This window comes from Pseudomonas lactucae (genome assembly GCF_036688725.1).
Classification (GTDB): domain Bacteria; phylum Pseudomonadota; class Gammaproteobacteria; order Pseudomonadales; family Pseudomonadaceae; genus Aquipseudomonas; species Aquipseudomonas lactucae.
The window spans coordinates 121756-137028 of the sequence record NZ_JAQQPT010000009.1 but is presented as its reverse complement, the minus strand read 5'-3'; the positions used below and the strand labels follow the sequence as shown (position 1 = coordinate 137028).

Genomic DNA, 15273 nt, shown 5'->3' with positions numbered 1-15273 from the left:
TCACGCCGCCAGATGATCAATGATTTCTACAGGCTCGACCAAATGGAAGGGCAAGTGTTATGGAAACCACAGCTGCACTTGCGAGCGAAGGAACATAAAGGTCTCGGTCGGCTATTGTTTTGCGATCCTGATTCTTGACGTCGTTAGTCCGAGAACAATCGCTGATGACTCGGAGGGAGATCATGTGAGGGCGGGCAGCGGTGGTCCAGCTGGCGTGCTAAGGAATTAGGGCCCAGGTATTCGCGAGATTAAGAGGACTGCTATCGAGTAGTGGACGAAATTGGCGAAGCTGGTGAATATGTGTTTTTCATCGCAAGGGCTCTATTACCAATGGCTGCGGACAAGGAAAGTCAATCCACCTCTACTGAGCTCACTGGCGGTACGGGGTTCACCTACGAAGACTTGGTGGTCGCGTATTACCTTGCCGCATTGCTGCTTGAGGGCCATGCTGCTGGCGTGTCTGGAGTAGTAGTTTCCGTCGCGGTACAGCAAGCAGCCGATCAGCCAATGGATGACGTCATCGTTGAGCTAAAGGACAACCTGGGCGTGCGCACAATGGCTCTGCAGCTCAAGCGGACATTGCGAATCTCAGCTGCAGCAAGCAATAGTGATTACCTTCAAGTCATGTCGTCTTCAACAGCGACTCGACAGTTGCCCATTTTTAAGCCAGATCGTGATGCTTATGGGTTTATCACCGAGCATGTAGCTCAGAACCCTTTGCGCTCTCTTAATCGACTGATCGAATGGGCTCGTGCTAGCGTTGATGGTTCCGATTTTGCTAGGCGATTTGCGTCGGGCGGTAGCGCCGCAAAAGCAGAGCGGGACTTACGAAACGAACTGCGGCCGCTGACCGGCACCATCTCTGATGACGGTGAGGCGGATTTCTATCGCCACCTGATTGCACAACGGATGGACGGGCTGTGGGAAGGCGGCTCCAACCGTGCTTCGATATTGACCCAGTTAAAGAGTCTGGTGGCCAATGATATCCATGGCGCGGAAGAGCTGCTGTTCGACCGCCTCTGTCGCATCGCACGCAACGGAGCCGGGCAGGGGAAAAAATGGACTCGTCCAACTTTGTTGCAGCAGTTATGTGGGGTTATGCGCCTACGCTGCGCTCCTAGCTATTTTCACGATATTCAGTTAATCCAACGCTTCTCTCTCGAAGGTCTAGCCGATGTTATCGAAACCATTGGAGGCTGCCATATCGACCGAACAGGTCTGAAAGACCGTATTGCCGAATACCTGACAACCTTTCGGTTGGTAAACATCACCGGTTTGCCAGGGTGCGGGAAGTCAGCCGTTTTGAAGCAGGTTGCCAAGAAATCATCGGAACTCGGTCCTATCTTGTTCTTGAAATCAGACAGGTTGCAGGGCAGTGGCTGGTCTGCATTCGCCTCAGGGATAGGCCTAGTTCATTCTGCTGAGGAACTGCTGGCAGAAATAGGTGCGTCCGGCACTCCGATTCTTTTCATCGACGGTATCGATCGTGTTCGGCCGGACCAGAAGGGTGTCATCACAGACTTGCTGCGTACAATTGAACGCCATGAGTCGTTAAGCCACTGGAGAGTTTTGGCTACGTCACGCGACCAAGGCCTGGAGCCCTATCGAGCTTGGTTCCCCAGCAGTTTCTATCAGGTGACTGGTATTGGCGACATCGCTGTGAGCCCTTTTAGCGATGTCGAGGCCGCTCAACTCGCGGCGGACATTCCTGCATTGAGAACCCTACTAATCGGGTCGCCTGCCATTCAGGAAATTGCACGTAGGCCATTTTTTGCCGCTGTGTTGGCCAGAGGCACCACATCGGACAGTATCGCTCCCCAAACAGAGAACGATTTAATCACGGCTTGGTGGGCGCGCGCCGGGCACGATGCTGCCCCAGAGAGCGCCGAGCTACGCCGTCGAGCAATCATCGACCTAGCGGAGGCCGGGGTGCGCGGGCTGGGCAAAAATATCCGTATTCGGAATTTGAAGGACGCCACGATAGCCCAATTGGCCACGCTCAAAGCAGACCTACTCGTTCGTGAAGACGACGATGGAGCTTCATGTTCCTTTACTCACGATATCTTTTTTGAGTGGGCATTCTTCCGTCTGCTTATCGACCTTTCCAGCGAGTGGTACGAGGCAATCTTGGCAGCCGGGGAACCACCTTTACTGGCGCGCGTAGTGGGGTTGTTGGCACAGCAGAGGTTGGGGGCTGCTAAGCGCTGGACAGAGGAGTATCGCTTGCTAGAGGCCAAGTCGATGAGGCCTCAATGGCTCCGCGCCTGGGTGACAGCTCCACCGTTCTCTGTTGCATTTCTTGCCTCGCCCACTAGGGCAGAGTTCACGTCGGCGATGACGGATGCCGACTTTCACTGGCTTGAAAAGCTGCTGGTCTGGTTTCAGGCAGAACATACGATCCCCAATCCCGTTGTATTGCAGCAGGGTAGCGGCGACCAAGGTAGCGACTCGATACGATTAGCCCACTTGCTTGGTTGGCCGTCTGATGTTCGTAGCTGGGGGCGGTTGATTGACTGGCTTCTCGGCATGGCCGACGCGTTGCCTGGACGCTTGGTGCCGAAGGCCGTTGAGCTTCTCGAAGTCTGGCTGAACATGTTTGCCAATCACCGCAATGCTCGTACTGGCGGGATCGTGGCGCAGTGCAGCAAATGGCTCACGCAGCTTGAATGCTCAGAATCGATGGATGATCCCGACACTGATAACGCCAAGTGGGACGATCTGGGCCGAGAAGCTATTCAACACCTCACTTCGGCATTACGCCGCTCAATTTTGCGTTGTGCTCATGCGTTTCCAGAGGCTGCCAAATCATTATATCAACGCGCCATCGACAAGGAGCGTTTACACGGCGATACCTATGTAGATCTCATGGCCTATGCACACATAATCTCGACGGTTGCACCTGACCTGCTCGTCGACCTCGCCAAGGCAGAGATGCTTGAGGAGCTGCCGCAAGCTCGATTCGACCGGGAGCAGAGGGAGTGCGAGCAACAGGCTGCCCGTCGGAAGGCATTGCGTGCTATTCCTGAGTCTGAGCGCACACCAAAGCAACAATCGGCGCTTGATCATTTCTTTTTCCCGTTGGGTCGAGAACGACCCGACTTAGAAAATATAGGCATAACTCGGCACCACGGTTTCTACACTGATCCGTCAGCCTTACACGAACCATTCGCAAGCCTGTTTAGCAAGGCGTCGAGCTTTGCTCAAGTTTTGGTCCGAGATCTTGCCAATCAAGCTGTGACTGGATGGCGGCAGGTGCATGCGATCAACGCGGAGTCGATGGGCACACCATTACCTCTTACCCTCCAATTCCCTTGGGGAGAGCAGACGTTCTGGGGGGATTGGCGGGTTTACAGCTGGTCCCAAGGCCAGCTCGCAGCCGCCCCGTTGGAGTGTGCGTTTCTGGCGCAGGGTTATTGGGCTTTCCAACAGATTGAGAGCGGCCATGACGCAGATGATGTCATTCGCGAGATCATCCAAGGGTCTGAATGCTATGCATCATTGGGGTTGGCACTTGTAATTGCACTTGAAACGCTGAAGGTTTCAGAAACAACGCTGCCTCTAATAACCTGCCAGAGGCTTTGGCATCATGATATCAAACGGATGGTCGAAGCTCCGTCATTAGATATCGACATTTTTGGATTAGGTCTTTACTCACGTCTAACAGGTGCTGCGGCACAAGCAAAGCAGTTCCTAAAAAAGCGCAAGAGTCGAACGCTTAATGTGCGGGACCTGGCGGTATCTTTCGCGCTGACGGGGGACGATCACCTGCGATCGCGTTTCAAAGAGGCGCTGTCGGCATTTCCGGAAGACTTGCCCTACGAGTTTGAAGAGTCACGTACACATGCGGCAACCACTGAGCAATTGCTGGAGTGCTCGCTACAGTGGTCAGGTCTCGGCAATCAAGAAAACTACAAGCGCATTGCTAGTACGGAAGGTACTACCACTGTTACCTATGAATCACCAATAGCGCTTGCCCCAAATCAGCGAGCCAGACTTAACGAAGCCAACGCCTTTCTACAAGCACAGCATGTCCTCAGCTGGGCTGAGCGGTCGCTGGAAAAAAATGCACCGCAGCCGGATTGGGATCTAGTAAGTGCTGTCGCATTTGCCAAACAGCACGATCACACTGACATGTTTGATACGCGCGGAGATATCGGAGACCACGCGGTGCAAAGCTCAATTTCGGCGATCGCCGCATGCGTAATTCGCTTCAGTGGCTGGGCAGCGTCCGAGCTTGATTGGGCATGGGAGGTGATGCTGCGTGTATCGACGATGCGCGAACCGAACGCCTATCTCGAGTCGCGAGTACCATGGCATCCTTACAACCATCTGATCGTGGCGTTGGTCCATAACCGGGGAACAGATGAACCCGAAGAAGAATCTGTCCGTCTATTGCTGGATCTGACCCAACATCCCCTGGATGACATCGCTCAATTCAGTTTTATAGGATTATTGGTTGATAAGCAGCTGTCCGTCAGTTGGATCGCCGCTCAGCTAGCGATGCGTTTGGCTATACGCTGGCGCCCTGTATATAAAAGCGACGGTAATCATGACCACTCGAAAAATCAGAAGTATCGGATTAACAGTTTTTCCGATTGTGTTGCTGCCTTAAACAACACTTCGCCATCCCCTCTGCCGACAGTCCCACAGGCCTGGGAGCAGGTGAGGGCTGATGATCTACTGGAGGAGGATTGCCTAAGAGATCCTGACCCGGCCTTCGATTGGGACTTTGCGGGAAAAATCTTCTCATCTTTCCCGATCGAGAAATGGTGTGGCGAAACTGGATACCGTAGTCATTGGCAGGCAGCACTGGGTGAATTAGTAGCTTGGACTGCAACGCGCCTCATGCCCCCTAAGATCGTGGGCCATCGCTCACGCAACCCTGAAGCCTACGGTTGGCACCATACACTCAGCGCTCTCATTGCACGGTCGGCGGTATTGCTGGATGCCTCATGGGTACGCGAGCAGTGCCTTGATCCATTTTTGGTTTCGGATGACGAGGCGCTTTCAATGCTGAGTCGTATAGCTAGCGCCTTGGTCATCCATCATGTCCTGGACTCGATTACTGTGCCGACAGGAGTCATGCAGCTTTTGGATGCATGTGCCGATCGTCTCGTTGAAGATAGAGCTTTCGCTGGGCACAAGAATCGAGACGGTACGGTCTATGGCAATGCTATGCCCCGGTTGATCGAGGCATTGCTGTTTATTACGGTTGAAAACGCTCCTGGAGCACATCGCTTTGCCAATGGCGATTGGGCTGAAATCAGAATTATTATGCCGCTCGTAAGCAAAGTGGTTTCTTCGGTCGGTTGGTCAGCCTACGTTATGGGGAAGTTCCTCATACTTTGCGAGCGGGCGGGAGATGCTTACCCTCTGGATGATTTCATTCGCCAAGTGAGCGCGGCACTCCAGAATCTCGATGCAGCTCATGGAAGCTGGACAGGAACGATTCTGCCGGCTCGTATAGCCGCTGTGATCCAGCGGCTTGCTGATAAACATTATCCTCTCCGCCAAGACCAGGCCGAAGGATTGCTCCGCATACTTGATACCTTGATTGATCTTGGTGATCGCCGAAGCGCGGCTTTGGAGCAGAGCGAAACGTTCCGAGAAGTGCAGGTCATGGACTGAAAGATCGGCAGTCTGAATTGTAGGTGGCAAAAAACAGAGGGATCTTGGACGTTTTCTTGCCAAAGCAATACCCAAGAAACCAGTCGGACCTGGGCTATCGATGCTAGGTCGCTAGCCATCATCAACCGCGAGGAAAGGGTTGTTTGGTGGTATCGATGGTAAAAGTAACGTCGACTCCCCAATCAGGTACCCCTTCAAAGTCGATTTCTTCCTGGGCCCTTGCACGTTGCATATCCAGATGTTTAAGCCGTTGTCACGCTTCTTGTGGATCTTCAGTTTTTCGAACTGCTTCTGCACCCAACGCCATTCTTCACCTTGGGAGTCTGCCCCCATTGAGATGCCCGGAAACTCCTGGGCATAACGTTGGAAAAGCCCTGGTGTTACTAGAAACAAAGTACCGCTCACCGTGTGGATTTTAGCCTTGCTGTCATTGATCATCAGCTTGTGATTCTGGATGCCTTCTCTGACCCAATTTAGGAATGCCTGGCCAGGGTCATCCGATGGGAGGGGGGAGGTTTTGGGCGGGCTTTCTGACGGCGAGTCACTGTCCTCTGGCTCCTCCAACTCGAAGATATTGAGCAGAGTTCCGAGGTAGTCGGTATCTTCCATCGGCATGGGATCTCTCGGCGAAGAGCTCTGACGCGATCCTGTACTGACAATCTTCGGCGCCGGTGGTGATGCCGAAGTGTCATTCGAGTGGTCATCAGCTATAACGCCCACCGTTCCGCTGAAGGCCTCAGGCCGAATTTCGCTCCCCCAAATCAACGCCGGTTGAAGGCGCAGAAAGGTAAATCTCTGCTGCCAGTTTCCCTGCGCCACGAGCGCAGTCCAGATAGCTTTGCCTTCTGGAGTCGACTCGACCAGACCATGCGACTGCAGTTCGTCGAACACGGCAATGTTGGACGTGGGAATGCCCTCAATCGATTGCGACAGCAGATAGGCTCGCAGCTTGTCCGTGACCGTCTTGCTGACGAGCCAGAGTGCGTCCTGGGTCAGCCATCCTGCGGCACCTGGCTGGTTGAGTTTCAGCTCGTGCTGAACCAGATGACGCAGTCCGCTGATCAAGTGATGTTGCAGCGAATGAATCGGAGCCTGCAGCGCCTTGCTTGGGTTGCCACCGATGTTTTGCGCGGTGGAGACACGGTCGGCCTGCATCACCAACTCACCGAGCACGCCAGCACGTTCGTACTGACCGGCCAGGACATACAGCAGACTGGCCCATAGCGGCGGAAAGCCACTGAGCCAGTCCAGGATCGTGCGGTCGAGAATCTGGGTGTAGAGCAAGCCTGCGGCGGCGCCGTGCAGGTGATAGTCGCGGTCTTTGAGGTAGCGAAAACGGTAGGGTTGATCCAGGGAACCCTGCCAAGGATGCCAAAGACGGCCATCCTGACGTTCGACCACCAGGTCCACGGCGATCTTGCCGATGTCATGCAGCAGGGCGCCATAAGCAATACCCGCCGACCAGGCATCGGTCTGGGCGGACTGGTCTTCGGGTGCGGCGCCGGTGGGAAGCAGATACGACTGGCGCAGTTTCAAACTGCAAGCGACCAGCTCCAGGCCATGGTCGAGCATCCCGCCGAGATACGCATGGTGGTGCGTCTCGCTGGCCGGGAGTTGCTGGACCTGTTCGGCGTAGCGATGGATCGGATTTAAGTAGAGCTGGGTGAATTGGACGTGGGAGAGGGCGGTGTATTGCCAGATGCGATCGAGCAACTGGCGGCGGTGCTCCACTGCTAAGAGGGTATGGGCTGACTCGATGGACAGGTAACCTTCGGCGACGTTGACGGTCGGTGGCGGAGGGGGCTTCTGCCTTTTGTGGCGAAACAGACTGAGCATCGTGACCTCCGGGAAGTGGCTGGGTCAGTGGCCTTTTAGCCTTTTCGGATAGCGCTCTTACCCTTGAGTGCCCATTCCCTTCCAACCCTTACCCGTCCTTTTGGCTCGTGTCCCTTTATGCGGCAATCGGGATATTGATTTTGCTAGACATCGTTTTGTTGGGGGCTAGTACGGAAAAGAAAAGAGTCGGTACACTGCGGTGCATATTTTTTGGGTCTTGCCATGAACCTCACTGACGCCACGCTCGTGCTGCTGCTCGCGGCACGTATCCATAGGACAGACGAAGCCGTCAGGGCCTCGGCGAAGAGCGTGGTCAAGAAGTTGCCGCGCAGTAAACGCGATCTAATCTACAAGGTGATCGATAGCCGAAGCCCGCTCGAACTGGTGGATTTTCTGGCGCAGAACTTGGATGAGGAATGACGGGCTGCGGGGATGTGCCCATCCCTGACTCTTTGAATTAGAGCCCAGCGGCATGGGGGTTTCTGGGCGCAGAAAAAAAGGGCACAACTTGCGTTGGGCCCTTTGATGCGATTGCAGCGGTGAGGTAATGATCAAACTCCATCGTTCGTGCATCGTGAGTCATCCATTACCGTCCGCTTCCGTTGCTGCTCCAGGTTGAGTACAAACTCCGAGGCGCTTCGCGCCTGACCACTGGCGCGAAAGATCGCGCGTTTGTCAGCTTTGAGCAGGCCGAGCCAGGAGTCGATGTAGCCCTCGTGCCGCAGCTCCCCCTGTATACCGGCGTAGGCACATAAAAAAGCAGCGCCCATCTCTGCGATCAACTCCTCAAACGCGTAGCCTGGCGAGCCGAACGGGCAGGCAGAGGTCACGCCTTCGCGCTGCAACCGAGTGGGATGCCCGGTCCAGTGCGTCAGCTCATGAAGTGCAGTGGCGTAGTAACCGCCTTCATCGTGAAATTGTGCTTTTGTCGGCAGTTGGATGAGATCCCTGATAGGGTGGTAAAAGGCTTCGTCGGCAGGCCGATGAACGACGCGTGCACCTGAACTTAACAGCAGATCTTCCGCAGCTCTGTTGGGCTGGAAGGGATCACTCTGTTCTGTCTCGAGCAAGGTGTCATCGAGCATTTCCAGCCCCTCCGTTTGCTGGATGTTGAACAGAAAATGCGTCCTGAGAATGCCGAAGTGAGCGATCTTAGGTTGACCGTTTTCATCGAGTACGGGTTGGCCTGACTCGGTCTGTTCCTCCCGCTCCATAGGCTTGTAGAGCACCGCCAGAGTGCTGTGCTCACCCTTACGAATGTGCCCGCCAGCTTTTTTGGCTTGATTGAAAGTCAGCCAACGATCTTGAGTGAACCCCTGCAACCTGGCCTCGGCCCAGAGCAGCGGTAAATTGATGCCCGAATACGGACGTCGCGTGATTGCGTTGACGGGGTAGGGTTGATGACCGATGTGAGCGGAGCCACTTGAGGACCAGGGTTTGATCCAGGGTGCAACGCTTTGGTCTAACGCAGTAACGATCTTGTCAGTTACGTCTTGGTAGATATCACGCATGGCAATTTCCTCGAGAGAAAAACGGAGGAACGCCGTGCCCGTCGGGGAGGGTTCCCCGGTTGGGTGATGTGCTGGATTGATGCAGGTCTTGCATGCCGTCCGAGTATGGAGTTGAACACCGCTAATTGCGCTTAGCGCTGGTGTTCTCCTGCAAGCGCTATCAGCAAGGCGCTAGGCTGACCCGGCTCTTGGAGTAGGCTCAGACTCAATTGGAGCAACGGCTCGTGGTCTAAGTGATCGGCTGTTTCAATATGCATTACCTCGAACAGCACGTAAGGCTTGTGTGGATAGGCCAGGTGGGCTTCGAAGGCTGCGCGCAATACGTGGCTCAACCGATCGACCTGCAGCTTCTCAGCATGATCGGATTGCTCGAGCAGTACAGCACGTTGCCACGCGCCAGGTGTGAACACGATGGGTAACCGAAGGGTGTTCAGTATTTCCGGTGTAAGTGAGTCGGGCATGGTATGTCTCCGTTGAAAACGCGAAGAAACCTGTCCCGTGCGGGAAAGATTTCCCCGCAGTGGGTTGAAGAAAAACAAGAGGATTTGCCTGGCGAGCCGAACTCGAAAGGCACTCAGGAGAGCAGTAGGCGTTCATCACCGTAGAAACGGTCACCGTGCGAGCTACCGAACGCTGATCGCACTTGGGGAAGAACCATCACCGAAGTGACGTAGCCTTGAAGGTTCTGGCTGCCTGGGTAGGGTGCTGTCGATAACAGCGATCCGTACCTTGTATTTAGCGGAGCGATTTATACGGGTCAACCTCCGAAGAGACCCTGTGTCACGATGTTCGTCTTCTGTCTTCCAGTGAAGTTTTTTTGGCTTGGCAAGCTGATAAACGGTCAGGCACGGACAGTTTTCAGTAGTAGGCTGTTACTCCTGTCTCAATCATGAAAACGCTCAGAAGAGGGCGAGAACATGCCGACTCAGAACCCTGTTCAGAATTCACGTGCCCACCGCTGGGCATATACCTGTGGCATGTCGATAAAGCGCGGGTATCGCAATTTGAAAGCGTTTGAGTCCCGCGTGGCTGAGCGTGCGGTGACGGCGGGATTGCCCGCGGGTAAATTACTTGTTCGCGGGAGCTTTCTGATTGCCAAGCTGGCATTGATCGGAGGACTGCTTTTTGTAGGTTTTTGGGCGCTCCTGTCATTGATGACTCTAATGGTTTTGTATTGGGTAATCGCCCATCGCCGACTCAACGACTCAAAGGACTTTTACGGTGCTCAGGCATTCGGCGATCCTTATGGCGAGTACGAACTCAATCGTGCACCGGGACAGCCTGATCTAGAAGAGCATTAGCGGGTTGTCGTTAGCTTTTTCTGATTGAAGTACCTGCAGAGATCAGAGCGTCAGTACCTTTCGAACCCGCATTTTGTGCACTGAGAGTCCCTTTCCCTAACATGCCTTCTGCTATGGAACCTACGCTATATCCGGCCCAACTCATGGTGGCTAGAAAAACCATCGGCAGCACGATGAACATTGCCCCCATCACATACTCGATCACCTGCGCGGTGACAGTCCCATCCATAAACCCGGATGTGGGCAGCGACAACAGCACCTGATTGGAAGCCGAAACCTGGTTGTACAGGGTATCGAGCATGCTGGAGTCGACCCAGCGTGCTAACTCCCACCAGAAGCTCAGCATGTGTAGGGTGAACAGCGCGAACGTCACCGTCATGACGGTCTTCAACTGGTAGGTACTGACCAGCAGAATCAGTGGCAAGCTGATGATGACGCCCATGATCAGAAAAGCCTGCACCATCGGCAGAGCGGCTCGTAGCGCATTCATCGCCGGGAAGTTGCTGAAGGAACCCAGTGCCAGCCCGGTATTGGTGGCCAGGTTATTGAGCCCCTGATTGATCGAGCCGCCTCGGGCGCTGGAGCCATAGTCCTGGTACACCTGTCCGGGCGACATGGACATCGATTGCTGGCGCGGGCTGACCAGCTCTCGCAGGGTGGCGTCCTCGATCTCGTTGCTCGAACGACCAGTCAACCAACCTTTCAACTGAGTCAGTAGCGAGGGATCGACCTGCTGGATCAACCGCTCGCGCAAGCCAACACCGCTGTCGCTCCACCACTGCTTGCAAGTGGGGTAGCCCGCGCCATTCTCCAGCCGCGGCAAGGAAACATCGCGGCTTTCGTCATACGGCCAACTGACTCGCGGTGTACGGGAGCGATCGGTGTCGTAGTAGCCGGGCGTGTCGAGAAAATAGCTTGAACCAATCCACGCTGCGTCGTGACTTTGTGCCTTGTCCAACTGCGGGCGGTTGGTGAACAGTCGAGAACGGGAATAGCCATAGCAGTCGCGTGTGAAGTCGGCGACTTCCTGCAGCAGTACCTGGCTATCGATGCGCGAACTGTCGATCTCCATGCGCATCTGCCGGATATCCGCTGCGCAAGGGATGGAGGCGGTGGCCGCCGCGGTCACGCCTTTGCTCAAGGCATGCACCAGAAACCACCAGATCGGCACATTGGCAGAGCGTTCGCCAATGGTATTGAAGGTCGTCCCCCAGGCGGTTTCTGCTGGTTTGGCCACACTCACGCCGCAGCGCTGACTCGCCGCATCATCGAACGTCATTGACGAGAGGCTCAACGGAAAGACCGGCGCACAGCCGAACAATACGACAATGTAGGCCAGCCAAAGCCGGTTCTCGATTCGAGGTACCGAGAGCAATCCTTTGTTGCCTTCATCCGCGCCTTGCTGACGGGCCGACAACCATTCTAGCAAGATGATTGCACCAAAGGGGGCGGCGAACAGGCCAGTATCGGACAGGACGTTCCAGATACCGTTGTTGATGATCCAGGCCAGCAGCGAGAGGTAAAACTCCAGGTAGCTGTTGGTGCTCATGAGCATGGTAGTGACCTCACAACCGAGTGAGCTCGACGCAGGTAAAGAGCAAGAGCCCTAATGTCCCGATGCGGTTCACGCGCAGTCGACCCTGGGGTCGATGTCGGTAGCGCCGAAGCAGATCCCACCAGAGCGCAAAGAGGGCGCCGTAGAGCAGGGCGCGCCACCACCGCAGATAAGGTCGTACGGATTCGATTGCCTGCTGCCATGCCTCGAAACTACCCAGCGCAGTACGGCCGATCCAGGCCACCAGTGCGGCGGTCAGGATCATCAGCGCGGCAATCCCCAGACCTAAAAGCAGAGTGAATAGCGGTGAGCGTTTCATGGCTCACTTACGCCTGGCGTCAGCATCATTGAGTCGGCCCGGCTCAGGGTCGCCTTGCTCGACGGTACGCGAAGCATCGGCGCCTCCGGCATGCCGATCGAGCACCAGGCTGGCGGTGTTGGTGGCCAGCATCTGCCGAACCTGCAGTTCGGTCTGCAGCAGGCGGATTTCGCGTTCCAGCGTGTCGATGTTTTTCGTCAAGGCCGTTTGGGCCGGTTCGGCGGAAGCGATGTTAGGTTCGTGGCTGCTTGCCAGCAGCGTGCGCAATAGCAGGAGCGCTTTGTCGAGCACGCTGGATAGAGCCGTCTCACTGGCCAGGCGCCGCGCCAGGAGTTCCTGATCAGGATCGTCGCGCAGGGCTTCGATCACACCACGGGTCACCGGCAGCATCGGGCTGGAGGCTTTAGCCAGGTTGTCTGGGGTAGGCGGTAGTGAACCCGAAAGCAACCCTTGCAGAGCCTGGAGGCGTTCGCTATAGGCCTCTTGGATCAGCGGTGTCAACCCACTGCCGGCTGTAGCACGAAGGGTTTCGCAGGTGTCGCAGGTCGCGACTTCGGTCTCACCCAACACTCGAACAGCCCATTCGGATTCCTCTTGGGGTGAGGTCCACGCTTGGCAAATAGCGCCGCCCAGGCAATCACTGCTACTGATCGAGGCGCTGTCATCCACCGACCGACTATGCAGCAGGTTGTAGCCCGCGCGCACCACATCGGAGGTTGCCCGGATGGGTGTTTGTCCGCTACCTCCAGCCTTCTGCCCTCCGACCCAAGACACCCCATTATTGCCGTTACGGGACTCGGTGTTTTTCACAGCGGCCATCGCATCTCCGCCGGTTTGCTCCAAGTTGCCCTGCATCTCCTGGTTCTTGGCCAGTGCGCCCCAGCCGGCTTGGCCGACCTTGTCCGCCATTTTCTCGGCCATGGCCTGGCAGGTCAGCTTGGAGCGATCGAAGTCAATGCGGCCTTGCAGCACCCCGTTACTCAACAACTCGTAGAGACCAGGATTGGCGCGCTGGATGATCAATGCCGGCAGCGACATCACGGCTTGGGTCGCGTTCTGCACAACACTGCCCATGATCTGCTGGAAACCTTCGGTGACGCCGTTCAACTGGTTTTGCAAGGTGTTGGTGAGGCTCATGTTTCCGCACATCATGTTCGCCTGCCAGGATCCGCCGACACCGAGACCGTTGGGGCGATAGAGCGAACTCGGCGAGCCCGCTGCCGAGCCGCCACCGATGGTGTACATCACCCGGTCGTCGAGCACTTCACCTTGAGTGCCTAGACGGTAACCGTCCTCGGCGGCGTGGGCATACGTGGTCACGGCGAGCAGTCCGCAGAGCAACAAACTCCTCGGGCCCAACCATGGTCCTGCAAGAAGCCGACTCATGAAGCACCGCCTTCGAAGTCGATGCTGAACAGGAAGGTCTGCCCCTCACGCTTACAGCAGCTATAGGGACGCCACAGCGACCAGGCGTAGCCGCCATCCGCGCTCTGGACTGGATTGCTGGGGAAAATGGCGCACGTGGGCTGAATTTGGGGGGAGAGCAATTGCCATTTGTGGGTCGAAGCGTCGTTTTCGACGATCGGGCCAGGCGGCCAGTAGCCGTCGTGTCTGGCTGGTGTGAGTGGTAAATACACATGCGGCTGCCAGTTTCGGGTAACCACATCACCTGCCCGTTGCGCCATGACTGCGGCTGCCTTGAAATCGTCGGGCTGTACCAGAAAACCCTGCCTGGGATAAACGTTGCCCCACATGTTTCCTAAAACTTGACTACCGACTTCGCGGACTCCGGGCACAAGTGACTCTGGGTAGAAATTTTCCGGGATGCCATGGCGCCAAGCCAGTGAGTCCAGGGTACTCAGGTAGTAAGGTATGAATGCTGTTGCACCGCTGGCGCAGGCATAGCCGGATTGCGAAGCCAGTTGCGTTGCGATCCAGCCGCCGGGGTGGCCGATGCCATCGACGTTCTTGAAGCGGGTCAGGTTGTCGCGGTGGGTGTTCGGGGTGATCAGGTTGCCGCCACCTTCCGAACCGCTGATGGGAGAGGAGAGGGTGGCCATCTCGGTCCATGGGTTATTGCCCGTGGTGGTGTAGCTTGAGACCACCAGTTCAGGAATGAAATGACGAACCTTGGTCGAGGTTTTGATTGTGCAGCCGAATGGCGTGCAGAGCAGCCAGAAACAAATGCCGACGACCCTGTATTCGACACAGTCTGGCGAAAGCACGGAGGAAGTGATGCTTCCGGTGTCCAGCGCCACGCTTGGGCCGCATGCCAGCAGGATGCTCAGCGCCAAAGGGCGTAGCCTTGTGGGCGATATTGACGAATAGACGGCAGTCATAATCCAGGCTCAATATGTATGGCCTGGGCAGAATCGGTGAGGGACTGGAGATTGTCAGCGGAAATTATGAAGGCCAATCTATCGGCTTTGTGATACGTAAGACTATTATTTGACGTGAAGGGCGCTACGCAGTACCTCGGGTTCCACAAGTAACTGATCTGCGGTAATTTCGAAAACGCTCGCGAGCTTAAAAAGAACTAACAACGACGGATTGCCCGTGCATCGTTCAATTTGACTGACGTAGGTGCGATCGACCTCGGCCATGAGCGCGAGCTGCTCTTGGGAAAGGTTTTTCACGCGTCGCATCAAGCGGATGTTTTCCGCCAGTTGCAGACGCAGCTGTTCGTAGTCGTGAGTCATGCGCGCAAATTGCGCCTTGAGGGACTCTCAATCCACGGGATATAGTCTGCATTAGCGCTGATCTATGCCATTTGAATGCTTATGGCTGTTACCTAGAGCCTAAATGTTTTCGAAGCTGGACTTTGCGTCTGAAAATAAATCAGAAATCTAGGTGTGTATGGACGAAAACTACGTTTCAATTCCAGCGGCGGATGGTTGTCCAAGTCTTCTGACTCCGTGGGGTAGCGAATTTTCCTCAATGATTGAGCGTGGCGTGCAATGCGCCCAGGCTTGGCTTGATGCGCCTGGCGAAATTCCGCTGTGGTGGGAGCTGGCGCAAACACGCAAGACTTTTCCTCTCGGTGATTGTCAGGATGCCTTCGAAGCCGGATTTTTGTTGAGGATTCAGCAGCGTCTCCGGGGGGTACGGCAATAACCGTTATCT

General features: G+C 55.7%; 12 protein-coding genes. 4 read left to right on the top strand and 8 right to left on the bottom strand.

Going from position 1 to position 15273, the window contains the following annotated elements:
* Positions 1 to 270 precede the first annotated feature (270 nt).
* Entirely contained in the window at positions 271 to 5628 is a 5358-nt protein-coding gene (locus V6M90_RS12530) for an ATP-binding protein (protein WP_332846599.1), read from the top strand.
* 111 nt (positions 5629 to 5739) lie between these two features.
* Here the strand turns inward: V6M90_RS12530 and mobH are convergent, their stop codons facing one another.
* Positions 5740 to 7464, bottom strand: coding sequence for a MobH family relaxase (mobH, locus tag V6M90_RS12525; RefSeq protein ID WP_332846598.1), 1725 nt, complete (start codon positions 7462 to 7464; stop codon positions 5740 to 5742).
* A gap of 222 nt (positions 7465 to 7686) precedes the next feature.
* Between mobH and V6M90_RS12520 the strand changes: the two genes are divergently transcribed.
* Positions 7687 to 7884: a DUF7740 domain-containing protein gene (locus V6M90_RS12520; protein ID WP_332846597.1), complete on the top strand. Its 198-nt coding sequence runs from the start codon at positions 7687 to 7689 to the stop codon at positions 7882 to 7884.
* A 131-nt stretch (positions 7885 to 8015) separates the two neighbouring features.
* Here V6M90_RS12520 and V6M90_RS12515 read toward each other — a convergent pair whose 3' ends face one another.
* Positions 8016 to 8975 carry an ArdC family protein gene (locus V6M90_RS12515; protein WP_332846596.1) on the bottom strand — a complete coding sequence of 320 codons (960 nt, stop codon included), beginning with the start codon at positions 8973 to 8975 and terminating at the stop codon, positions 8016 to 8018.
* Positions 8976 to 9106: 131 nt separating this feature from the next.
* Positions 9107 to 9436 (bottom strand): hypothetical protein, encoded by a 330-nt coding sequence (locus tag V6M90_RS12510; RefSeq protein ID WP_332846595.1) that lies wholly within the window; start codon positions 9434 to 9436, stop codon positions 9107 to 9109.
* 456 nt (positions 9437 to 9892) lie between these two features.
* Here V6M90_RS12510 and V6M90_RS12505 point away from each other — a divergent pair, with 456 nt between their 5' ends.
* Positions 9893 to 10276 (top strand): DUF3742 family protein, encoded by a 384-nt coding sequence (locus V6M90_RS12505; protein ID WP_332846594.1) that lies wholly within the window; start codon positions 9893 to 9895, stop codon positions 10274 to 10276.
* A 10-nt stretch (positions 10277 to 10286) separates the two neighbouring features.
* Here the strand turns inward: V6M90_RS12505 and V6M90_RS12500 are convergent, their stop codons facing one another.
* From V6M90_RS12500 to V6M90_RS12480, 5 genes are all read right to left on the bottom strand, one after another.
* Entirely contained in the window at positions 10287 to 11831 is a 1545-nt protein-coding gene (locus tag V6M90_RS12500) for a conjugal transfer protein TraG N-terminal domain-containing protein (protein ID WP_332846593.1), read from the bottom strand.
* A 10-nt stretch (positions 11832 to 11841) separates the two neighbouring features.
* Positions 11842 to 12150 carry a hypothetical protein gene (locus V6M90_RS12495; RefSeq protein WP_332846592.1) on the bottom strand — a complete coding sequence of 103 codons (309 nt, stop codon included), beginning with the start codon at positions 12148 to 12150 and terminating at the stop codon, positions 11842 to 11844.
* 3 nt (positions 12151 to 12153) lie between these two features.
* Positions 12154 to 13536, bottom strand: coding sequence for an integrating conjugative element protein (locus V6M90_RS12490; RefSeq protein ID WP_332846591.1), 1383 nt, complete (start codon positions 13534 to 13536; stop codon positions 12154 to 12156).
* Positions 13533 to 14489 (bottom strand): TIGR03756 family integrating conjugative element protein, encoded by a 957-nt coding sequence (locus V6M90_RS12485; protein WP_332846590.1) that lies wholly within the window; start codon positions 14487 to 14489, stop codon positions 13533 to 13535. Before V6M90_RS12485 ends, V6M90_RS12490 begins: the two co-directional genes overlap by 4 nt.
* Before the next feature lie 105 nt (positions 14490 to 14594).
* Positions 14595 to 14849, bottom strand: coding sequence for a helix-turn-helix domain-containing protein (locus V6M90_RS12480; RefSeq protein ID WP_332846589.1), 255 nt, complete (start codon positions 14847 to 14849; stop codon positions 14595 to 14597).
* A 157-nt stretch (positions 14850 to 15006) separates the two neighbouring features.
* Between V6M90_RS12480 and V6M90_RS12475 the strand changes: the two genes are divergently transcribed.
* Complete coding sequence (locus V6M90_RS12475; protein ID WP_080943316.1) at positions 15007 to 15264, top strand: LasR-specific antiactivator QslA; 258 nt, start codon at positions 15007 to 15009, stop codon at positions 15262 to 15264.
* Positions 15265 to 15273: the final 9 nt, after the last annotated feature.